At 72.7% G+C, this 18,584-nt stretch carries 23 protein-coding genes; 11 read left to right on the top strand and 12 right to left on the bottom strand.

Going from position 1 to position 18,584, the window contains the following annotated elements; all coding sequences use genetic code 11:
- Positions 1-242: 242 nt before the first annotated feature.
- Positions 243-887, top strand: coding sequence for a PadR family transcriptional regulator (locus tag FHU30_RS06580; RefSeq protein ID WP_253872933.1), 645 nt, complete (start codon positions 243-245; stop codon positions 885-887).
- Between the two features lie 2 nt (positions 888-889).
- Positions 890-1,525, top strand: a complete 636-nt coding sequence (locus FHU30_RS06575) for a DUF1707 SHOCT-like domain-containing protein (protein WP_253872931.1) — start codon at positions 890-892, stop codon at positions 1,523-1,525.
- Positions 1,526-1,598: 73 nt separating this feature from the next.
- Here FHU30_RS06575 and eda read toward each other — a convergent pair whose 3' ends face one another.
- From eda to edd, 3 genes are read right to left on the bottom strand one after another with little or no spacing between them, the layout of a single operon-like run.
- On the bottom strand, positions 1,599-2,222 hold the full coding sequence (gene eda, locus FHU30_RS06570; RefSeq protein ID WP_253872929.1) for a bifunctional 4-hydroxy-2-oxoglutarate aldolase/2-dehydro-3-deoxy-phosphogluconate aldolase: 624 nt from the start codon (positions 2,220-2,222) through the stop codon (positions 1,599-1,601).
- Positions 2,223-2,250: 28 nt separating this feature from the next.
- Positions 2,251-3,210, bottom strand: a complete 960-nt coding sequence (gene glk / locus FHU30_RS06565; protein ID WP_253872926.1) for a glucokinase — start codon at positions 3,208-3,210, stop codon at positions 2,251-2,253.
- Positions 3,211-3,235: 25 nt separating this feature from the next.
- A complete protein-coding gene (gene edd, locus FHU30_RS06560; protein WP_253872923.1) occupies positions 3,236-5,062 on the bottom strand; it encodes a phosphogluconate dehydratase in 1,827 nt (608 codons plus the stop codon).
- Positions 5,063-5,300: 238 nt separating this feature from the next.
- On the opposite strand from edd, the gene FHU30_RS06555 reads away from it, so the two are divergent.
- The 6 genes from FHU30_RS06555 to FHU30_RS06530 all read left to right on the top strand — a co-directional run bounded on the left by FHU30_RS06555 (position 5,301) and on the right by FHU30_RS06530 (position 9,406).
- Positions 5,301-6,434 carry an ROK family transcriptional regulator gene (locus tag FHU30_RS06555; protein ID WP_253872921.1) on the top strand — a complete coding sequence of 378 codons (1,134 nt, stop codon included), beginning with the start codon at positions 5,301-5,303 and terminating at the stop codon, positions 6,432-6,434.
- Positions 6,435-6,522: 88 nt separating this feature from the next.
- Positions 6,523-6,897 carry a YbaB/EbfC family nucleoid-associated protein gene (locus FHU30_RS06550; RefSeq protein WP_253872918.1) on the top strand — a complete coding sequence of 125 codons (375 nt, stop codon included), beginning with the start codon at positions 6,523-6,525 and terminating at the stop codon, positions 6,895-6,897.
- Positions 6,897-7,238: a hypothetical protein gene (locus tag FHU30_RS06545; protein WP_253872915.1), complete on the top strand. Its 342-nt coding sequence runs from the start codon at positions 6,897-6,899 to the stop codon at positions 7,236-7,238. Before FHU30_RS06550 ends, FHU30_RS06545 begins: the two co-directional genes overlap by 1 nt.
- A 2-nt stretch (positions 7,239-7,240) precedes the next feature.
- Positions 7,241-8,245: a WXG100 family type VII secretion target gene (locus tag FHU30_RS06540; protein ID WP_253872912.1), complete on the top strand. Its 1,005-nt coding sequence runs from the start codon at positions 7,241-7,243 to the stop codon at positions 8,243-8,245.
- A 103-nt stretch (positions 8,246-8,348) separates the two neighbouring features.
- The gene (locus tag FHU30_RS06535) at positions 8,349-8,708 is read left to right on the top strand and encodes a hypothetical protein (RefSeq protein WP_253872909.1); all 360 of its coding nucleotides are present in this window, start codon (positions 8,349-8,351) and stop codon (positions 8,706-8,708) included.
- A gap of 62 nt (positions 8,709-8,770) precedes the next feature.
- Positions 8,771-9,406 (top strand): class I SAM-dependent methyltransferase, encoded by a 636-nt coding sequence (locus FHU30_RS06530; RefSeq protein ID WP_253872907.1) that lies wholly within the window; start codon positions 8,771-8,773, stop codon positions 9,404-9,406.
- A 145-nt stretch (positions 9,407-9,551) separates the two neighbouring features.
- On the opposite strand, the gene FHU30_RS06525 is transcribed toward FHU30_RS06530, so the two are convergent.
- Both FHU30_RS06525 and FHU30_RS06520 read right to left on the bottom strand, forming a co-directional pair.
- Complete coding sequence (locus FHU30_RS06525) at positions 9,552-10,145, bottom strand: DivIVA domain-containing protein (protein ID WP_253872904.1); 594 nt, start codon at positions 10,143-10,145, stop codon at positions 9,552-9,554.
- Positions 10,146-10,228: 83 nt separating this feature from the next.
- Positions 10,229-11,017 (bottom strand): SDR family oxidoreductase, encoded by a 789-nt coding sequence (locus FHU30_RS06520; RefSeq protein WP_253872901.1) that lies wholly within the window; start codon positions 11,015-11,017, stop codon positions 10,229-10,231.
- Between the two features lie 91 nt (positions 11,018-11,108).
- On the opposite strand from FHU30_RS06520, the gene FHU30_RS06515 reads away from it, so the two are divergent.
- Positions 11,109-11,783 carry a TetR/AcrR family transcriptional regulator gene (locus FHU30_RS06515; RefSeq protein ID WP_253872899.1) on the top strand — a complete coding sequence of 225 codons (675 nt, stop codon included), beginning with the start codon at positions 11,109-11,111 and terminating at the stop codon, positions 11,781-11,783.
- A gap of 344 nt (positions 11,784-12,127) precedes the next feature.
- On the opposite strand, the gene FHU30_RS06510 is transcribed toward FHU30_RS06515, so the two are convergent.
- The 4 genes from FHU30_RS06510 to FHU30_RS06495 are packed head-to-tail and all read right to left on the bottom strand — an operon-like array spanning position 12,128 to position 16,265.
- Complete coding sequence (locus FHU30_RS06510; protein ID WP_253872896.1) at positions 12,128-13,165, bottom strand: TAXI family TRAP transporter solute-binding subunit; 1,038 nt, start codon at positions 13,163-13,165, stop codon at positions 12,128-12,130.
- A complete protein-coding gene (locus FHU30_RS46905; protein ID WP_253872895.1) occupies positions 13,162-14,550 on the bottom strand; it encodes a sensor histidine kinase in 1,389 nt (462 codons plus the stop codon). The genes FHU30_RS06510 and FHU30_RS46905 overlap by 4 nt, the downstream gene beginning before the upstream one ends.
- Before the next feature lie 3 nt (positions 14,551-14,553).
- On the bottom strand, positions 14,554-15,270 hold the full coding sequence (locus tag FHU30_RS06500; RefSeq protein WP_253872894.1) for a response regulator transcription factor: 717 nt from the start codon (positions 15,268-15,270) through the stop codon (positions 14,554-14,556).
- A gap of 5 nt (positions 15,271-15,275) precedes the next feature.
- Positions 15,276-16,265 carry a glycoside hydrolase family 6 protein gene (locus tag FHU30_RS06495; RefSeq protein WP_253872891.1) on the bottom strand — a complete coding sequence of 330 codons (990 nt, stop codon included), beginning with the start codon at positions 16,263-16,265 and terminating at the stop codon, positions 15,276-15,278.
- 171 nt (positions 16,266-16,436) lie between these two features.
- On the opposite strand from FHU30_RS06495, the gene FHU30_RS06490 reads away from it, so the two are divergent.
- Complete coding sequence (locus FHU30_RS06490; protein WP_372503849.1) at positions 16,437-16,721, top strand: DUF6968 family protein; 285 nt, start codon at positions 16,437-16,439, stop codon at positions 16,719-16,721.
- Between the two features lie 11 nt (positions 16,722-16,732).
- Here the strand turns inward: FHU30_RS06490 and FHU30_RS06485 are convergent, their stop codons facing one another.
- On the bottom strand, positions 16,733-17,377 hold the full coding sequence (locus tag FHU30_RS06485; protein ID WP_253872887.1) for a helix-turn-helix transcriptional regulator: 645 nt from the start codon (positions 17,375-17,377) through the stop codon (positions 16,733-16,735).
- A 132-nt stretch (positions 17,378-17,509) separates the two neighbouring features.
- Here FHU30_RS06485 and FHU30_RS06480 point away from each other — a divergent pair, with 132 nt between their 5' ends.
- Positions 17,510-17,926: a nuclear transport factor 2 family protein gene (locus tag FHU30_RS06480; protein ID WP_253872885.1), complete on the top strand. Its 417-nt coding sequence runs from the start codon at positions 17,510-17,512 to the stop codon at positions 17,924-17,926.
- Positions 17,927-18,119: 193 nt separating this feature from the next.
- On the opposite strand, the gene FHU30_RS46900 is transcribed toward FHU30_RS06480, so the two are convergent.
- Both FHU30_RS46900 and FHU30_RS46895 read right to left on the bottom strand, forming a co-directional pair.
- Positions 18,120-18,314, bottom strand: coding sequence for a DUF397 domain-containing protein (locus tag FHU30_RS46900; RefSeq protein ID WP_308211211.1), 195 nt, complete (start codon positions 18,312-18,314; stop codon positions 18,120-18,122).
- Positions 18,311-18,559 carry a DUF397 domain-containing protein gene (locus tag FHU30_RS46895; protein WP_308211210.1) on the bottom strand — a complete coding sequence of 83 codons (249 nt, stop codon included), beginning with the start codon at positions 18,557-18,559 and terminating at the stop codon, positions 18,311-18,313. Before FHU30_RS46895 ends, FHU30_RS46900 begins: the two co-directional genes overlap by 4 nt.
- Between the last annotated feature and the right edge of the window lie 25 nt (positions 18,560-18,584).

Below are 18,584 nucleotides of genomic sequence, written 5' to 3'. Positions count from 1 at the left end.
GTCCGCCCCTCCCTTGATCCTGCCGTACCCCGCCACCCGCCCGGGACTCAGGCTCGCCTAACTTCCGCCGATTTTCTCTCGACATCAAGCTATCTGGAATTTATCTCGACATCAACATACCTCGGTCCGGGACCTTGATCGTCCGTCGGGGCCGGGAACCACCCTGGACCGCCGAACGTCTTCGATATATCGTTGTCGTATCGCGAGAGTTCAAAGAGATCTCTCAGAAGGCGGTGGTGAACATGGGTTGGGGACACGGCTTCCGCGGCCACGGCGGCCCGGGAGGCCCGGGCGGGTGGCCGTTCGGCGGCGACCCGCGGTCCTGGGAGGACTTCAGCCGCTGGGGCGGGCCCGGGCCGTTCGGCCCCGGCGGACCGCCCTGGAAGCGCGGCCGGTTCGGCGGTCCCGGCGGACGGGCCCGCAAGGGCGACGTGCGGGCGGCGATCCTGGCGCTGCTCGCCGAGCAGCCGCGCAACGGCTACCAGGTGATCCAGGAGATCGCCGAGCGCAGCGGCGGCGCGTGGCGGCCGAGCCCGGGCGCGGTCTACCCCGCGCTCCAGCAGCTCGCCGACGAGGGCCTGGTCGCGTCCGAGGAGGACGGCGGCCGGCGCGTCTTCCACCTCACCGACGAGGGCCGCGCGTACGCGGGCGAGCACGCCGACGAGCTGGCCGAGCCGTGGGCGCGGATGGCCCCCGAGTTCGGCGAGGGCGTCCCGGAGCTGTTCAAGGCCGTCGCCGGCACCGGCGCGGCCGCCATGGAGGTGCTCCGCTCCGGCGGGCCGGACGGCGTCGGGCGCGCCGTCGAGATCCTCACGACCGCCCGCCGCGACCTCTACCGCATCCTCGCCGAGGACGCCCCCGGCGCCCCGTCCACCCCCGAGGAGTGACCGTGCCCTCCAACACCCCCCACCCCGAGAACGCAGGCGCACCGCCACCCGCGCGGAACGCAGGCACACCGCAGCCCGCGCAGCCCGCAGGTGCGCGGGCGTCCGGGCGGGACGCGCTGCGGGTCGGGGACGCCGAGCGGGACGCGGTCGCGCTCGCACTGCACGAGCACTTCGCGGCCGGACGGATCGACCGCGGCGAGCTGGACGAGCGGCTCGGCGCGGCGCTCGCCGCCAGGACGCTCGCCGACCTGCGGCACGTCGTCCGGGACCTGCCGGAACCGAACGGGCTCCCCGCCCCCGAGCGGGAGCCCGTCGCGGTTCCGGTGTCCTTCGGGCCCGGCCCGTTCGGGCACGGGCGCCGCGGTCCGCACGGCCACCGCGGACGGCGGGGGCCGGCGCCGATGTGGGTTCCGGGACGTCCGCCCGTGTGGGTGGGCGCGGGGCATCCGGCGTTCCGCGGGCACCACCGGCGGCCGGTGGTCTTCCCGGTGCTCGCCGTCCTGTTCGGCGTGGTGGCGCTCAGCGCGGGCGTCGGCACGGCGCTGCTCGCCGTGTTCCACGTGGTGATGATCCTGTGGATCGTGCGGGCGCTGGCGCTGCTGGTCCGCACGCGCCGGCACCGCCGCACGTCCCATTGACGAGGCTTCGACGGGAAGTAGTACGCGGCCTCCCGGTCCCCACCCCCGTGGGCCGGGAGGCCGCGGGTCCTTGTCAGGCCGCCAGGGCGGCGGCCTGCTTCGCGAGGGACTCGATGCGGTCCCAGTCGCCCGCGCGGACGGCGTCCGCCGGGGTGAGCCAGCTGCCGCCGACGCAGCCGACGTTCGGCAGCGCGAGGTAGCGGGACGCCGACTCGGGCGTGATCCCGCCGGTCGGGCAGAACCGGATCTGCGGCAGCGGCCCGCCGAGCGACTTCAGGTAGGCGGTGCCTCCGGCCGCCTCGGCCGGGAAGAACTTCATCTCGGTGATGCCGTGCTCCAGCAGCGCCATCGCCTCGGACGCGCTGGACACCCCGGGCAGGAACGGCAGCCCGGTCTCGGTCATCGCGTCCCGCAGGGCAGGCGTGCAGCCGGGGCTGACCAGGAACTTCGCGCCCGCGGCCAGCGAGCGCCGGGCGTCGGACGGCGTGACCACCGTGCCCGCGCCGACCACGGCGTCCGGCACCTCGGCGGCGATCCGCTCGATCGCGGCGATGGCGGCGTCCGTGCGCAGCGTCACCTCGATCGCGCGCAGGCCGCCCGCGACCAGCGCGCGGGCGAGCGGGACGGCGGCGTCCGCGTCGTCCAGCACGACGACGGGGACGACCGGGGCGAGGTCGAGCAGTTCGCGGGCGTTCATGCCATCTCCACTAGGGGCGGGGTGGTGGTCAGGAGGTCTCGTGGGCCAGGCGGAGGGCCGCGCCGACCAGGGCCGGATACGGGTGGACGATCAGGGCGGTCGGGATCGCCTTGAGGAAGTCGGTGACCGGCGGCTTGTCCTCGAACCGGCGGCGGAAGTCGCTCGCCTCCAGGACGCCGGGGATGCGCGGCAGGATGCCGCCCGCGAGGTAGACGCCGCCGCGCGCGCCGAGGGTCAGCGCGGCGTTCCCGGCGAACGAGCCGAGCAGCCCGCAGAACAGCGCGAGCGCCTCGGCGCAGGCCGGGTCGTCCCTGCGCTCCACGATCATCGCGGCGGTCAGCGGCTGGACGCGGGCGCCGTTCAGCATCGCCAGCAGCCGGTACGTCCGGGCCAGGCCGTCGCCGGACAGCAGGTACTCGGCGTTCGCGACACCCAGCTCGGCGCGCAGCAGCCGCATGATCTCGATCTCGCGGTCGGTGCCCGCCGGGACGTCCACGTGGCCGCCCTCGCCGGCGACCGGCACCCAGCCGCCGCCCGGCACCGGGACCAGGCCCGCCACCCCGAGGCCGGTGCCCGGTCCCAGCACGGCGCGCGGTCCGTCGGCGGGCGGGAGCGCGCCGCCGACGGCCAGCAGGTCGTCCGGCCCGAGCCCGGGGAGCGACCAGGCCAGCGCCTCGAAGTCGTTGATCACGGTGAGGCGGTCGATGCCGAGGTGGGCGCGGGCGCGCTCGACGGTGTCGGCGGCCCAGCCCGCGTTCGTCAGGTGGATCCGTCCGTCCGCGACCGGCCCGGCGACGGCCAGGCAGGCGGCGGACGGCCGCGCTCCCCCGGCGTGCCCGGCCAGGTAGGCGGCCGCGGCCTCGGCGAGGCCGGTGTGCTCCCGGGTGGGCAGCGACACGACCCGCTCGGGCGCGGCGCCCGGGCCGTCCACCAGCGCGAACCGCGCGTTGGTGCCGCCCACGTCGGCGACCAGCCACGGCGTCGTCATCAGAATCCTCCTCGCTGCGGGCGGCTCAGCCGAACACGCCCGCGCCGCGCTCGGCGGGGCCGACGGTCCGCCGGAACGCCCCGAACAGCTCCCGGCCCGTCCCGGACACCGTCTCGGACGGCATGGCGGCGGGCTCGCGCGCGGCGAGCTCGGCGTCCGGGACCAGGACTTCCAGGAGCCCCTTGTCGGCATCCAGCCGTATCACGTCCCCATCGCGCACGCGCGCGAGCGGACCGCCCGCCGCGGCCTCCGGGGACACGTGAATCGCCGCAGGGACGGAGCCGGACGCGCCGGACATCCGCCCGTCTGTGACGAGTGCCACCTTCTGCCCGCGGTCCTGGAGGACCGAGAGCGGCGGGGTGAGCTTGTGCAGCTCCGGCATCCCGTTCGCGCTCGGCCCCTGGAACCGGACGACCGCGACGACGTCCCGGCCGTCCAGCTCGCCGGCGGCGAACGCGGCCTGGAGCTCGTCCTGCGAGCCGAAGACGCGCGCGGGCGCCTCGACGGTGCGGCGCTCGTGCGCGACCGCCGACACCTTCACGACCGCGCGGCCGAGGTTGCCGTTGACGGTGTGCAGGCCGCCGTGCTCGTCGAACGGCTCGGCGACCGGGCGCAGGACGGACGCGTCGCCGGACGTCTCGGGCGCGTCCGTCCAGGTCGCCTCGCCGTCGTCGCCGAGGCTCGGGACGACCGCGTACTCGGCCAGGGACGCGCCGCCGACCGTCCGGGCGTCGCCGTGGACGAGGCCCGCGGCGACCAGCTCGCGGATGAGGAAGCCGGTGCCGCCGGCCGCGTGGAAGTGGTTCACGTCGGCGGTGCCGTTCGGGTACAGCCGGGTCAGCAGCGGCGTGACGCGGGACAGCTCGTCGAAGTCGTCCCAGGTCAGCTCGATGCCCGCGGCGGCGGCCATGGCGACCAGGTGCAGCGTGTGGTTGGTGGACCCGCCGGTCGCCAGCAGCGCGACGACGCCGTTGACGAAGGCGCGCTCGTCCAGCAGCTCGCCGATCGGCGCGTACTCCCGGCCGCGCAGGTCGGTCAGCTCGACGATGCGGCGTCCGGCGGCGCGGGTCAGCACGTCGCGCAGCCCGGTGTGCGGCGGGACGAAGCTCGCGCCCGGCAGGTGCAGGCCCATGACCTCCATGAGCAGCTGGTTGGAGTTCGCGGTGCCGTAGAACGTGCAGGTCCCGGACGAGTGGTACGACTGCGCCTCGGCGGCGAGCAACTCGTCCCGGCCGATCTCCCCGGCGGCGAACCTCTTGCGGATCGCGGCCTTCTGGGCGTTCGGCAGCCCCGACGCCATCGGCCCGGCGGGAACGAGGACCGCGGGCAGGTGCCCGAACGACAGCGCGCCGATCACCAGGCCGGGGACGATCTTGTCGCAGACGCCGAGCAGCAGCGCGCCGTCGAACATGTCGTGGGACAGCGCGACCGCCGTGGCCATCGCGATCACGTCCCGGCTGAACAGCGACAGCTCCATCCCGGCGCGGCCCTGCGTGATGCCGTCGCACATCGCGGGCACTCCCCCGGCGAACTGCGCCGTGCCGCCCGCCCCGGCCACGGCGGCCTTGAGCAGGTCCGGGTAGTCCTTCAGCGGCGCGTGCGCGGACAGCATGTCGTTGTAGGACGACACGATCGCGATGTTCGGCGCGACGTCCCCGCGGAGCTGGAGCTTCACGTCGGGGGCGCAGGCGGCGAAGCCGTGCGCGAGGTTCGCGCAGCCGAGGCCGCCGCGTGCCGGGCCCTGCGTGCGGGCATCGGCGATCCGGGCCAGGTAGGCGGCGCGGCGGTCGGCGCTGCGTGCGGCGATCCGCTCGGTGACCCGCGCGACGACGGGATGCGGGGAGGCGCTCATCAGGGGCTCCAGCCGAGGGGGACGTACATCGACACACGCAACCTAGCGGTGATAGGTCATCCAAGTCACCATACTTACGCAGTAATCTTTACAGAAGTTTCCCGTCGGCACGAAATCGACGTGCAGAACTCCCGGAACGCGCTCGTGGCGACCGCGTCCGCCCGCGTCCGGCCGCGTTCGTCGCGGCTTCCGTCCGGCCGCGCTCGCCGCGGTCCCGCGTCCATGCTTGGATGATCCGATGTCCCACCGGCCCGCCTACCCGACCGCGCGTCGCCCCGCCACCTGCGGGGACGTGCTGCGACTCGTCCGCGAGGACGGGGTCGCCACGCGCGCCGAGCTGGCCCGCGTGACCGGGCTGTCCCGTCCGGCGGTCGCCGCGCGGGTCACCGAGCTGATCGCGCACGGGCTGCTGGTCGAGCACGCCGACGGGCCGTCCACGGGCGGGCGTCCGCCCGCGCGGCTGGCGTTCGACGCGGCGGGCGGCGCGATCCTGGTGGCCAATCTCGGCCAATCCCGTGGCCAGCTCGCGGTCTGCGACCTCGCCGGGACGATCCTGCGCCGCACCGACGCCGACCTGCCGCCCGGACGGCTTCCCGAGGTGGCGCTGCCCGCCCTCGTCCAGCAGTGGACGGACCTCCTCGCCGGTTGCGGCCTGCCCGAATCAGCCGTGCGCGGCGTCGGGATCGGCGCGCCCGACCCGGCCGACTTCGCGCTCTGGGACACCGGTCCCCTGTCGGAGCGCTTCGGCGTGCCCGTCCTGCTGGACAACGAGGTCAACGTCGCCGCGCTCGGCGAGCACCGCGTCCACCACCCGGACGTCGCGGACATGCTGCTCGTCAAGGTCTCCACCGGCATCGGCGCGGGCCTGGTCTCCGGCGGGCGCATCCAGCGCGGCGCGCAGGGCGCCGCGGGCGAGCTCGGCCACATCCCCGTCGCGAACGGCCCGGGCGTCACCTGCCGCTGCGGCAACCTCGACTGCGTCGAAGCGGTCGCGGGAGGCGCGGCGCTCGTCGCCCTGTCCAGCGCCCCCGACCTGCCGACCCTCGTATCGCGCGCGCAGGAGGGCGACGCGGAGGCCGTCCTGCTCGTCCGGGACGCGGGCCGCCGCCTCGGCGAGGTCATCGCCGCCGCCGTGAACATCCTGAACCCGGCCGTCGTCATCCTCGGCGGCGACCTCACCGCCGCGTACGAACCGCTGGTCGCGGGCGTCCGCGAGGTCGTCTACCGGCGCGCCACCGCCCTCGCCACCCGCACCCTCCGCATCGAGCCGAGCCGCCTCGGCGAGCTGGCGGGCCTCACCGGCTGCGCCGCCATGGTCCTCGACCACACCCTCGCCCCCGAGGCCATCGACGCCGCCCTCTCCTCCGCCTGACACTCAAGGTCATCACTACCTTGCACTCAGGTAAACCGATCGTTTACGCTCTCACGCCTCACCCTTACCTTCCCCCCGGGGGCGAACTGTGTTCGATCAGTCTCCCGAAGCCATCGAGAAGGCTTTGGAGAACCTGACCAAGGACGCCAAAGAGAAGCTGGAACGCTATGCGGAGATGCGTGAGCAGGTAGCCGCCATGCGCAGCACGGCGCAGTCAGCGGATGGAAACGTCACAGTCACCGTCGCCCCTGGTGGCGCCATCACCGACATCAACCTCAGCGAACGCGCGATGCGGCAGAGCGCGCAGCAGTTGTCGGCGACCCTCATGAGCACCATCGCCGCCGCCAGCGCCGACGTGTCCCGCCGGATGGCCGCGGCCGTCGCCCCCCTCGCCCCCGCCGGCATGGACGTCCAGGCCCTCGTGGAGTCCCGCCTCCCCACCCCGCCCCGCGAGGACGCCTGATGACAGAAACCGTGCACAACGTCGAGAAGCTTCTCCAGGCGGCTGAGAACGTCGACAAGATGAGCGACAAGGGGCGCGAGATCCAGTCCGCGGCCAAAGCCATCCACATCAGCGGCCACGAATGGGGCGCGGTCGGAGGCATGTTCTTCTCCGATGACTACAGCGACGCGGTAGGCCAGATCAACGAGCATCTGACCTTGCTGAATGGGACTCTCACGGCCATTGAAAGCGGCATGGAGGAGACCGCCAAGACCTACGCCGGCGCGAACCAAGCGATTTTGGACCGGATCTCGGCGCTGGAGAACGATCTGAAGGACACTCCCAAACCGGCAGGTGCGTGATCATGGGTGGGATCTTCGACGACCCGTACAAGGCCGGGGAAGGCAACGTCCCGGGCTGGAGCCAAGTCGCCAAGGGCATCAATCACTACAAGAACGAAGACTTCAGCTCGCTGGCAGGCGATATCGCCGATCTCGGCTATACCGGGTACACGGCGTGGCTGGACCCGCTCGGCGCACTCGTCTCCGCGGGCGTCGGGTTCCTGATCGATGTGGTCAAGCCGCTGCACGACATGCTCACCTGGGTGACCGGCGACGACGGCAAGATCAGCGACCACCGCGGCGAGTGGGACAAGGTGGCCAAGGATCTCAACGGACTGGCCGACGACATGTCCAAGTCCCTCGAAGCCGATCTGGTGGCTTGGGCGGGACCGGCCAGCGAGCTGGGCAAGCAGCGCATCGCGGAGTTCATCCAAGGCACCCGCGACACCGCCAATGCCATTGGCGACGTCAAAGGCCTACTGGCGTTGACCGCCGCAGTGTGCGATACGGCGATGTCGCTGATCAAGGACCTGATCTCGCAGTTCGTCGAGTGGCTGATCATCACCTGGCTGGCAGCGCAGGCAGCCGCGATTCCGTCGCTTGGCAGCAGTGAGGTGGCGGCAGCCGGCGCCACGACCGCTGAGGCGGCCGTCGCCGTCGGACGAGGCGCCAGGATCATTCAGAAGGTCCTGGCCATCTTCAGGAAGATGTCGACGGCGTTGCGCCGCATCCTGGCCAAGATGAAGGATCTGCGCGCGGCGTCGGTGTGGAAGCTCACCGGCAAGGGCGGCAGCACGGCGCTCGGCAAGGGAGGGCTGGGCAAGGACCTCGTCGAGGACGGCAAGCGTGCGCGCAAGGCCATCAAGGACGGGAAGGGCCCGGTCGAGTCCTTCAAGTACGGTGCGAAGGATCCTGCGGTAGCCAGCGGCACCAAGCTGGGCGCGGGTTTCGGACAACAGCAGGAAGACGAGCACAGCAACGTCCCGCCTCCGGGCGACATCAACAGGAAGCTGAATTTCGGTGTCTGAGTCCTTTGGTCCGCCTCTCCACACGTGGACAGGGCTCCGCCAACTCCCCTTGCTCTTCGTCGTCCCCTTCCTCGGTCTCGTGTACGAGGTCTACGACTGGGGTGTGGACGTCACCGACCTCCCGCGCCTCCTCGTCGGCTTCGTTCTGCTGGTCGGCCTGCCGCTGCGAGCGGCCTTCCACCGTCGCATCATGCTGACGCAGGACAAGCTGGTCGTCCGCAAGTCGTTCCGGACGTACGTCTTCCCGTTGAGCGAGATCACGTCCCTCACAGAGGTCTTTCCCGGGGCCGGCGGACCTCGATGGGCACGCCTGTCGATCTCCGACAGCACTGGGAACTCGCGGACCACCTGGAACCTGGGACGGGATTACAAGACGATCGTCCAGACCATCCGGGATGCGGTCATACAGGCGAGCGGCGCCGATCCGATGGCCTATGAGGACGAGGAGACGCCGGCTCGCTGAGGTTGTTGCTGAACCGGCAACAATGTTTGCCTCTTTTGCAGGGGTGCGGTGATGCTGGGTCCATGGAAGAAGAACTGACTAACGAAGAGTTCTGGGACCAGCGCTATGGCGGGCACGGGCATGGCCATATCTGGAGCGGGAATCCCAATGCGGCCCTGGTCGAAGAGGTTTCCGGGCTGACGCCGGGGACGGCGCTGGACCTCGGGTGCGGTGAGGGCGCGGACGCGGTGTGGCTCGCGCGGCAGGGGTGGAAGGTCACGGCCGTGGACGTCTCGGGCGTCGCCATCGGCCGCGCTGTGGAGCACGCGGAGGACGCCGGGCTGGCCGAGGCGATCGACTTCCAGCGCCGCGATCTGTCCGAGTCGTTCCCGGACGGTGTTTTCGACCTGGTGACGACGCAGTTCCTGCACTCGCCGTCCGAGCCGATCTCGGAGCGGATCCTGCGCTCGGCGCGGGACGCGGTGGCGCCGGGCGGGACGCTGCTGGTCGAGGGGCACGCGGGCCCGCCGCCGTGGGAGCCGGACTCCCCCTACGTCCTGCCCACGGCCGCCGAGGTCGTCGTCACGCTCGACCTGGACGCGGACGAGTGGGAGGTGCTGCGCGCCGAGGAGCACGACCGCGCGCAGGCCGCGCCGGACGGCACCGTCATGACCCGCCTGGACTGCACCGTCAAGGCCCGCCGCCGCCCGACCCTCTGACGCCCGCCGCCGCCCGACCCTCTGACGCCCGCGGTCGCCCCACATTCTGACGTCCGCCTGCCCTGAGCTCGCTGACCCATTCCCGCGCCGGATTTGTGCTTTGCGCTCAGGTCAGCTGACTCGTCGGGCCCGGGTAGCCGGCGCGTCAGCTGACGCGTTGGGCGTTGGCGGGTTTGGCCGGGTCCGGGGGTGGGACGGGGGCGGTCACGGGTTCCGGGGTCGGCTGGGGTTTCTGGACGGGGACCAGGAGGTTGCGGGGCTGGTTGAGCGGCGGGAGGGCGCGGCGGCGGCGTTCGAGGTCGCGGAGGAGGTCGCGGAGGCCGGTGACCTGGTCGTCCAGGCCGGTGCGCAGTTCGGCCTCGTAGCGGACGACCTCCTCGGCCGAGCGGACCGCCTCGACGTGCCGGGCGCGCGCGTCGTCCAGCAGCTCGGCCGCCGCCGCGCGGGCCTCGGCCTCCAGCGCGGACGCGCGCTCGCGCGCCCGCGCGACGATCTCGGCGGCGTCGCGCTGCGCCGCCTCGACGACCCGGTCCGCGGTCTGCTGGGCCATGCCCATCACGCGGGCCGCGCTCTCGGACGACTCGGACGGCCGCGCCCGCAGCGCGTCGAGCTCGTCCCGCAGCTCGGCCAGCGAGGTCTCGATCTCGGCGAGGAAGGCGTCCACCTCGGCCTGGTCGTAGCCCTCGCGCAGCCGGACCGTCGTGAAGATCTTCCGGGACACATCGGACGGAGTCAGCACGGTCGCCCCCTCCACCTACCAGCACTTCGTCACATTTGGCATCCCCGTGACCACTGGTTGTAAACGGCTTGGGACGAAACCGGTCAGGCGAGTGACTGGCCGCCGTCCGCGGTGAAGATCTGCCCGTTGAGGTAGGGGTTGGCCATCAGGACGACCGGGACGGCGCCCGCCTCCTCGGCGGTGCCGAAGCGGCCGAGCGGCGCGCTCGTCCCGGCGGCCGCCACCGCGTCGTCCGTGGGGAGGTTGCCGGCTCCGCGGAACAGCGGCGTGTCGAACTGCCCGTAGCGGACGGCGTTGACCCGCACGCGGCGCGGCGCCAGCTCGACCGCGAGCGCGCCGACGAGGGTCTCGACACCCCCGGCGACGCCGATCGCGCCCGCGACGCCCGGACGCGGCCGGGTGACCAGGACGCCGGACGTGAGCGTGACCGAACCGCCGGCGGGCAGCCGCTCGGCGGCGATGCGGGCCGTGATCAGCGCCCCCCAGACGCGCTGCTCGTAGGCGAGGCGCGCCGCGTCCGCGGTGACGGTCTCGATCGGCCCGGCGCCGGTGAGGCCGCCCGCGGTGAGCAGGACGTGGTCGACCGTCCCGGCCAGGTCGAAGGCGGCGCGGACGGCGTCCTCGTCGGCGGCGTCGGCGACCGCGCCGAGCACCTCGGCGTCGCCGCCGGCCGAGCGCAGGTCGTCGACGGCGGCGTCCAGCCGGGCCTTGTCGCGGCCCGCGAGGACGACCCGGGCGCCGAGGCCGTGCAGCAGCCGGGCGGCGCCGAGGCCGATGCCGGACGAGCCGCCGATGATGAGCACGGTGGATCCGGCGAGGCTCTCGGGCAGCGGCGAGCGGACGGGCACGGGCGCGGTCGTGATGTCGGCCATGGGGGTTCTCCGTTCGAAAATAAACCATCCGGTTGGTTTAGATCATGGTGCGGGCCCGGCGACCTTGTCAACCGGATGGTTTAATTTCCGTATGAGCTACGACGCGGACGCCACCCGGCGGAGGATCTTCGAGGCGGCCGCCGACGAGTTCGCCGCGTGCGGTCTCGCCGGCGCCAGGGTCGAGCGGATCGCCGCCGCCGCGAAGGCCAACAAGCAGGCGATCTACCTCTACTTCGGCAACAAGCAGGCGCTGTTCGGCGCGGTCCTGCGCGCCAAGATGGACGAGGTGTGCCACGAGGGCGTCCTCGACCCGAACGCCGTCGCCGAGACCGTCGGCGCCCTGTTCGACTGGTACGCCGAGAACCCCGAGCTCATGCGCCTGCTGCTGTGGGAGGCGCTGGAGACCTGCGGGAGCGAGGTCAGCGGCGCGGACGAGCGCCGCGGGCACTACCGCGGCCACGTCGACTCGCTCGTCCAGGCGGGCGTCGGCGCCGGCCTCCCCGACCCCGCCGACCGCACCCGGGCCGCGCAGAACTGGCTGTTCACCCTGCTCGGCCTGGTCGCGTGGAACTTCGCCGTCCCGCACCTGCGCGACATGGTCCTGGACGAGACGGACCCGAAGGCCGCCCTCGCCCGCCGCCGCGAAGCCGTCGTCGAGGCCGTCCGCACCCTCGCCGCGGCCCGCCCGCACACACCGTCGGCCTGCACGCCCGCACCGCAGCCGTCCGCACCCTCGCCGCGGACCGCTGACACCTCGTCCACCTGAGCCGTCCGCTCGCGGAGGGGTCGGTATTTCACTTCCGGATCGCCTGGTCCGGGCATGTAAATGATTTGTAAGAGAAAGCCCGGGACGCTCGCCCGCGCCCGTCCGGCCTTCTTAGCGTGGTGGCGCGGCTTCCGGCACGTCGCGTGCGTGCCGATCCGGGTCGGCGGCGCGCAGCGGAGGAAGCTCCGCCGACCACGCAGGGACGGTCTCCCCCGGCCGTCCCGCTCCCGAGGGACGGCCCTCCCCCGGCCGTCCCGCTCCCCCGGGCACGCTCAGCCCCCGCCGGCGAGCCCGAAGCCGGGAGGCGTCCTTCCCTCAAGGACGCCTCCCGGCCCTCCGACCTCCTAGCCCGCGGCGGCCCAGGGCTTGGTCTCGCGGAAGAACAGCGCGGCGCCCGGATGCAGCGGCAGCGGGTAGGTGGCCAGCGCGGCGCGCGGGTCGAGCCGCCGCGCCTCGGTGTGGACGGCCGCCAGCCGCGACCTGCTCGCGAACAGCAGCGCGGTCAGCTCGCGCGCCTCCGCGAGCGGCATGTCCGACCGGACCACCAGGACGTTCGGCGTGACGACCGTCGCGACCTCGCGTCCCGTCCCGTACGTCGTGGCCGGGATCGACCGGGCGAGGTACACCTCCCCGTAGGAGCGCTGCAGGTCGGCGACCAGCGACCCGACCGGCAGCAGCCGCACCCGGACCGTCCGCGCGAGGTCGGCGACGGCGGGCGTCGGGAGGCCGCCGTTGAAGAAGAACGCGTCGATCCGTCCGGCGCGGAGGGCCTCCACCGAGTCGTTCGCGGCCAGCCGGGAGCGGACGATCGCGTGGCGCCCGCCGAGGCCGCTCGCCGCCAGGACGCGGCCCGCGAGGATCTCGGTGCCGGACCCGGCGGCGCCGGTGGAGACGCGCCGCCCGCGCAGGTCCGCGACGGTCCGGAAGGGCGCGTCGGCGCGCACGACGATCTGCAGGTAGTCGTCGTACAGCCCGGACAGCGCGGCGATCCGGACGTTCCCCGCGAACGGCCCGGCGCCGCGCGCGGCGAGGTCCGCCGAGTCGACGGTCGTGAACGCGAGGTCGGCGCGTCCGGCGGCGAGCAGCCGCAGGTTCTCGATGGACGCGGCGGTCGTCAGCACCGTCGCGCGCACCTTCCACCGGTCGTGCAGCGTCGCCGCGAACGCCTCGCCGAGCGCGTGGTACACCCCGCCCGCCCCGCCGGTCGCGATCACCACCGGTGGCAGCGACGTCCCGTCCGACCGGCACCCGGGCACCGCGAACACGAAACACAGCACGGCGACCACGCCCGCCCACCGCCGCCACACCCCGCGGCTGCTCGGCCGGGACGCTTCCGCTCCGCCCCGCCGTCCCACCGCGCGGGCGCTCGGTCGGGGGGTCATCGGTCCGGCTCCTCGGCCGGGACGGGCAGGACGATCCGGACGCGCAGGCCGGACGGGTCGGCGGCGGTGAGTTCGAGCCGTCCGCCGGACGCCGTGACCAGGGCGTGCGCGATCGTGAGGCCGAGCCCGGAGCCCTCGATGTTCTGGTCGGCGGGGCGGCGCCAGAAAGGTTGCAACGCGTCGCGGGATTCGTCCTCGGTCATGCCGGGGCCCGTGTCGGTGACCACGACGGCCGCTCCGTCCGACGGGACGGGTTCGGCGCCGATCCGGACGCGTCCGCCCTCGCCGGAGAACTTCACCGCGTTGTCGATGATCGCGTCCAGCGCCTGCTCCAGCGCGGCCGGGTCGGCGTGCGCGGGCAGCTCGCCGGCGTCCGGGCCGGTCAGCTCCACGCCCCGGCGCGCCGCGACGTCCCGCCAGCCGTCCGCGCGGGCCCGGGCGAGCGCGACCAGGTCGACGTCCACCGCCTTGACCGCGCTGGCCTCGGCGGACGCGTAGGCGAGCAGCGCGTCGTACAGGTGCGCCATCCGGTCGACCTCTTCGAGCGCCATCGCGTGGTCGGAGCGCCCGTCGGGGCCGACCTCGGGTTCGAGGTTCTCCAGCCACAGCCGGAGCGCGGCGAGCGGCGTCCGCATCTGGTGGCTCGCGTACGAGACGAACGACCGCTGCCGCTCCAGCAGCACCGCGATCTGGCCGGCCATCGCGTTGAACGACTCGGCGAGGCTGCGCAGCTCGGACGGCCCGGCGCGGCTCGCCACGCGCTCGTCGAACCGGCCCTCGCTCAGCGCGTGCGCGGCGAGGTCCAGCTCCGCGACGGGCCGCAGCACCCACCGCGCGACCAGCGCCACCACCACGACCCCGACGAGGACGACCAGCAGCATGCCCGCGAGCAGCCGCGTCCAGGCGTCCACCAGGCCCTGCCGCAGCCGCCCGGTCGGCGACACCGTCACCGCGACGCCGATCACCTCGCCGCTGCTGCCGACCGGCTCGACCACCACCATCGGGCCCGTCCGCCACGGCCACACGGTCGGGCTGCTGCGGGACGCCTCGCCGGACAGCGCCTCCTTGACGCGTTCCTGGACCTGTCCGGAACCGAGGTCCAGGTTCGTCCGGGAACTGATCGCGACCGTCCCGTCCCGGTCCACGACCGCCGCCGGGATGCCGAACAGCGCGTCGTACTGCTCCAGCTCGTAGTGCAGCGCCGACGTGTGCCCGGTGCGCAGCGCGGTCTCGGCGAGCGACGCGAACCGCGCGGTGTCCCCGGCCCGGTCGATGTACATGTCCTGCGAGTCGCGCGCGGCCGTCCCGATCGCGAGCGGCACCGCCAGCGCGATCAGCGCCGCCGCGAGCAGCGGCAAATACGTCAGATACAGCCGCCGCCGCACCCGCTAACCCCCGCCACCTGCGGTGCCACCACCGGAGGTGGTGTCCCCGCTTCCGCCGGAGGTGGTGTCGGTGGTCGCGAGCCGGTAGCCGACGGCGTGGGCGGTCTCGATCCGCGCCGCGCCGCCGAGCTTGGCGCGCAGGGTCGAGACGTGCACGTCGAGCGTGCGGGACCGGCCCTGCCAGGACGTCCCCCACACCTCGCGCAGCAGCGTCTCGCGCTCCACCACCGCGCCCGGCTCGCGGATCAGCCGCGCGAGCAGCGTGAACTCCTTGGGCGTCAGCTTGACGGGCGAGCCGTCCAGGGTGAGCGTGCGGGCGGCGAGGTCGACGGTGAGGCGGCCGAGGACGAGCACGCCGTCCTGCCTGGGACGCGCCCGCCGCAGCACCGCCTCCATCCGCGCCTGGAGCTCGGCCATGCCGAACGGCTTGACCAGGTAGTCGTCCGCGCCCGCGCGCAGCCCCGTGACGCGGTCGCGCTCGGTGCTGCGCGCGGTCAGCACGATGATCCCGACCTCGCCGCGCTCGCGCAGCCGGCGGCAGACCTCCAGGCCGTCCGCGTCGGGCAGCCCGAGGTCCAGCAGGACGATGTCGCACGGCGGCGCGGCGAGCGCCGCGGCGGCGTCCGCCGCGTGCTCGACCTCGTACCCGCACCGGCCCAGCGCCTTGACCAGCGCCGCCGCGAACCGGCGGTCGTCCTCGACCAGCAGCGCCCTCGGCATCCGGCCTAGCGCCCGCTGATCAGCCGCATGGCGAGGTCCGGGCTGAACGTCCCCGCCGGGACGCCGGGACCGACACCGCACGGACCGTCCGACTCGCCGGGCGTCTTCACCCAGAGCAGGTAGTCCGCCCCCGAACCGCCCACCTGCGGGACGGTCCCGAGCTTCGCGCCCGCCGGGTTGCACCACTTGCCGGGCGTCCCGCCATGCCCGTTCCGGCTCGTGTCGATGACGAACCCGCGCGTGTAGTGGTACTTGGACGAAAGCGCCGCATTGACCTTCTTCGCATAGGTCGCCGACTCAGCCGTCGCAAAGAAGTTGGAGACGTTCACGGAGAACCCGCGGACATTCTTGATTCCGGCCGCGTTCAACCGGCTCGCCATCGTCGCCGGGGCGACCCAGTGCGAGTTCCCGCCGTCCAGGTAAGCCCGCGTCTTCGGCGCCTTGGCCTTGAACTGCTCCGTCGCGTACTTCAGCAGGCCGGTCCGGGTCTTCTGCGCCGCCGCAGGCAGGCAGTCAAGCTGCGCCACGGCATCGGGCTCAATGACCACGATCGCAGGCCGATTCCCGATCGCACCCGCGAACTTGGAAATCCACGTCCTGTACGCGGCCGACGACCCGGCCCCGCCATGCGACGCGCCACCGCAGTCCCGATCGGTGATGTTGTAGGCGACCAGAATGGGCGTCTTCCCCTTGGCCTTGGCCGCGCCGACATACCCGGAAACGGCGCGAGAGATGTCCCCACTCCAGTTCCCGAACCACCGCGCCCCAGGCCGCGCCACGATCGAAGCCTTGATCTTCGACGCCCGCGCATCGCCCGGATGAGCCTTCACCCACTTGGCCGCGTTCGTCCCGGGATCCACGTAGAACGGGCTGGTCGCCGCCGCGTCCACCTGATCCGCACTGACCTTGGCCGCGTCCGCCCCGCCCGAGGAGCACCCCGCCGCACCCACCGCGACCGCGGTCACCGCCATCGCCACCATCGTGCCGCGCATCATCGCTCTCCTCGCCCCTCATGATCGACTCGAACGGCCGACATTCTGGCGCAAATCCCCCACCCCTGTCCCCCAAACCACGACATCTCACAGCCCAGCGGCCCGGCGAACACCACGGAAACCCCGGCGCGTCCACGGCCCACCCGCACCACCCACCCATGAAAATGACGCTTCATGGAACCGATGGCCGCACGGAAGCTCCTCCTTGAGGAACATGGAGAACGCAGTGACGTGAACGTCACCCTCGGGCCCCCGCAACAGGACGAGCACGGCGACTTCGCCTGCCTGGTCGAGATCACCGGGCTCGGCGAGAAGCACCGATACGCCGCGCACGGGGTGGACGGCATCCAGGCGTTGCAGCTCGCCTTGAAGACCGCGGGCACCGTCCTCGACGCCTTCGACCGTCCCGGAGCCTCGCTGACCTGGAACGGCGAAAGGAACCTCGGCTTCGACTCCTGACCCGCTACCCGTCAGGCACCCCGTCCGCCTGGGACGTCGGACGTGGCCAGCAGGAGCGCCAGGTGAAACCGGCTGCGTGCGCCGTACCTCGCCATCAGGTTCGCGACCGTGTAGGCGATAGTGCGCCGGCTCAGACCCAGCTGCTCGGCCACCGTCTGGTCGGTGCAGCCCTCGGCGAGCAGCGTCACCACCGCACGCTCCCGGGCGGACAGGCCCGCCGGCCACCGCACCGGCTCGGCCGCCTGCCCCCAAAGCCGCTGGTACATCCCGACCAGGGCGCGCACGAGCGGCTCGGCGGTGATCTGCCAGACGCCCTTCATCGGATCTTCCGGATCGATGGGCGTCATGACCACCGCCCGGTCGATGATGACCATCTTGGCCGGCAGTCCCGGCAGGATCCGATGCTCGGCGCCCGCCGCGATCAGGCGCGCGTCATGGCTCGCAGAGGCCGACCCCAGCCAGCGCGTCCGCACGTCCGGCGGCATCGGGAGCGTCCCCAGCACCGGACGCTGGGACGACGCGGGCATCATGACCAGCCGCTCGCTGCGCTCGACGGACACGATCTCGGCGAACCGGGCCACCACGGCGTCCGCCCCGAACAGCGGGCAAACACCGCGCCCGGCCCGCAGCGACTTCAGCCACGCCGCCTCAGACATCGCACCCCCTGACCCCGCATCCTGTCCCACAACCCGCGCGCCGACAACGCTCCGCGGACACCCTTGCGACTTTGCGCAAGAACAGCCCAGGACCAGTGCGCCCCGTCCCCTCCACCCCGCATCGTCCCTGTCATGAACTACGACCTGCGAACCCTGTCCGACCGCGCCGAGCTGAACGACCTGCTCCTGCACCTGGGCCGGGCCCTGGACGAGCACCGCTTCAACGACTTGAAGGACGTCCTGACAGAGGACGCCACCGGCGTCACCCGCAACGGAACCGGCTCCGGCCGCGACGTCCTGATCGCCCAGATCGAGGCCGGCAACAAGGACTACGCCCGCCTACTCCACCGCTTCAGCAGCGTCCTGATCGAGATCGACGGCGACACCGCGACGATCCGCGCCTACATCACCGCCCTATCCGGCCACGCCGAAACCTTCGTCCCGACCCACCGCGGCTACGGCCTGCTCCGCGCCAAAGCCGCCCGAACCCCCGCCGGCTGGCGAATCACCACCCTGAACGTCAAACCGGTCTTCGTAGTAGAGCAATAGCCCCGGACACCCATCACCGCTGGCACGGAGCAGTGCCGGCAACATCACCACCAACCCTCCCAGCGGTGATGGCCCCCGGCGGACGCTCGCCGGGCATGAGCCAGACGCATGATCAAGGCGCGAGGAGGCACCCGCGTAGCCGAAGTCCCTCAACAACCCGAGCCGCATCCGGCCGTCCATCCGAACGGGAGGTTCATCGCCTGACGTCGAACTCTCCGCGCTGTCCCCGCATCACCAGTCCGCCGAACTCTGCGGAGCCCACCGCCAGCCAGGGCCCGTCCGGATTCCGGGAGTCGCGCACCAAGACCACCCCGCCCAGCCGCGCAACCTCCACGCACGCCTCGTCGCTCGATCCCCCGCTGTAAGAGCTCTTCCTCCACCGGATCACGCGAGGCTCCTCCCAGCCGGACGCCCGGAAGTCGGCACAGGGACAGCGGGGCGACTCGGCCTCGCCGCTGACGCGTGTCGCACCACTGCCAAGAACTCGCCGAACATCGCAGGACTCACTGCCAGGCAGGGCCCGTCCGGGTCCCGAGAGTCTCGCAGCCCGATCCCCTCGGCCAGATGCGCGATCTCCACGCAGGCGTCGTCGTTCCCACCGCCTGAGAACTTGCTCTTGTGCCAGCGAGTCACTCGAACCTCCGTGACGAGTCATCCG

It is taken from the genome of Actinomadura rupiterrae (genome assembly GCF_024172125.1).
GTDB classification, from domain to species: Bacteria; Actinomycetota; Actinomycetes; order Streptosporangiales; family Streptosporangiaceae; genus Spirillospora; species Spirillospora rupiterrae.
This window is presented reverse-complemented; position numbering and strand designations above follow the sequence as displayed.

Bases quoted from the DNA above. Each gene is read 5' to 3' on its own strand.
- FHU30_RS06580 (WP_253872933.1), top strand. From the start codon at position 243: ATGGGTTGGGGACACGGCTTCCGCGGCCACGGCGGCCCGGGAGGCCCG.
- eda (WP_253872929.1), bottom strand. From the start codon at position 2,222: ATGAACGCCCGCGAACTGCTCGACCTCGCCCCGGTCGTCCCCGTCGTC.
- glk (WP_253872926.1), bottom strand. From the start codon at position 3,210: ATGACGACGCCGTGGCTGGTCGCCGACGTGGGCGGCACCAACGCGCGG.
- edd (WP_253872923.1), bottom strand. From the start codon at position 5,062: ATGAGCGCCTCCCCGCATCCCGTCGTCGCGCGGGTCACCGAGCGGATC.
- FHU30_RS06555 (WP_253872921.1), top strand. From the start codon at position 5,301: ATGTCCCACCGGCCCGCCTACCCGACCGCGCGTCGCCCCGCCACCTGC.
- FHU30_RS06545 (WP_253872915.1), top strand. From the start codon at position 6,897: ATGACAGAAACCGTGCACAACGTCGAGAAGCTTCTCCAGGCGGCTGAG.
- FHU30_RS06540 (WP_253872912.1), top strand. From the start codon at position 7,241: ATGGGTGGGATCTTCGACGACCCGTACAAGGCCGGGGAAGGCAACGTC.
- FHU30_RS06530 (WP_253872907.1), top strand. From the start codon at position 8,771: ATGGAAGAAGAACTGACTAACGAAGAGTTCTGGGACCAGCGCTATGGC.
- FHU30_RS06520 (WP_253872901.1), bottom strand. From the start codon at position 11,017: ATGGCCGACATCACGACCGCGCCCGTGCCCGTCCGCTCGCCGCTGCCC.
- FHU30_RS06515 (WP_253872899.1), top strand. From the start codon at position 11,109: ATGAGCTACGACGCGGACGCCACCCGGCGGAGGATCTTCGAGGCGGCC.
- FHU30_RS06510 (WP_253872896.1), bottom strand. From the start codon at position 13,165: ATGACCCCCCGACCGAGCGCCCGCGCGGTGGGACGGCGGGGCGGAGCG.
- FHU30_RS06500 (WP_253872894.1), bottom strand. From the start codon at position 15,270: ATGCCGAGGGCGCTGCTGGTCGAGGACGACCGCCGGTTCGCGGCGGCG.
- FHU30_RS06495 (WP_253872891.1), bottom strand. From the start codon at position 16,265: ATGATGCGCGGCACGATGGTGGCGATGGCGGTGACCGCGGTCGCGGTG.
- FHU30_RS06490 (WP_372503849.1), top strand. From the start codon at position 16,437: ATGGAACCGATGGCCGCACGGAAGCTCCTCCTTGAGGAACATGGAGAA.
- FHU30_RS06485 (WP_253872887.1), bottom strand. From the start codon at position 17,377: ATGTCTGAGGCGGCGTGGCTGAAGTCGCTGCGGGCCGGGCGCGGTGTT.
- FHU30_RS06480 (WP_253872885.1), top strand. From the start codon at position 17,510: ATGAACTACGACCTGCGAACCCTGTCCGACCGCGCCGAGCTGAACGAC.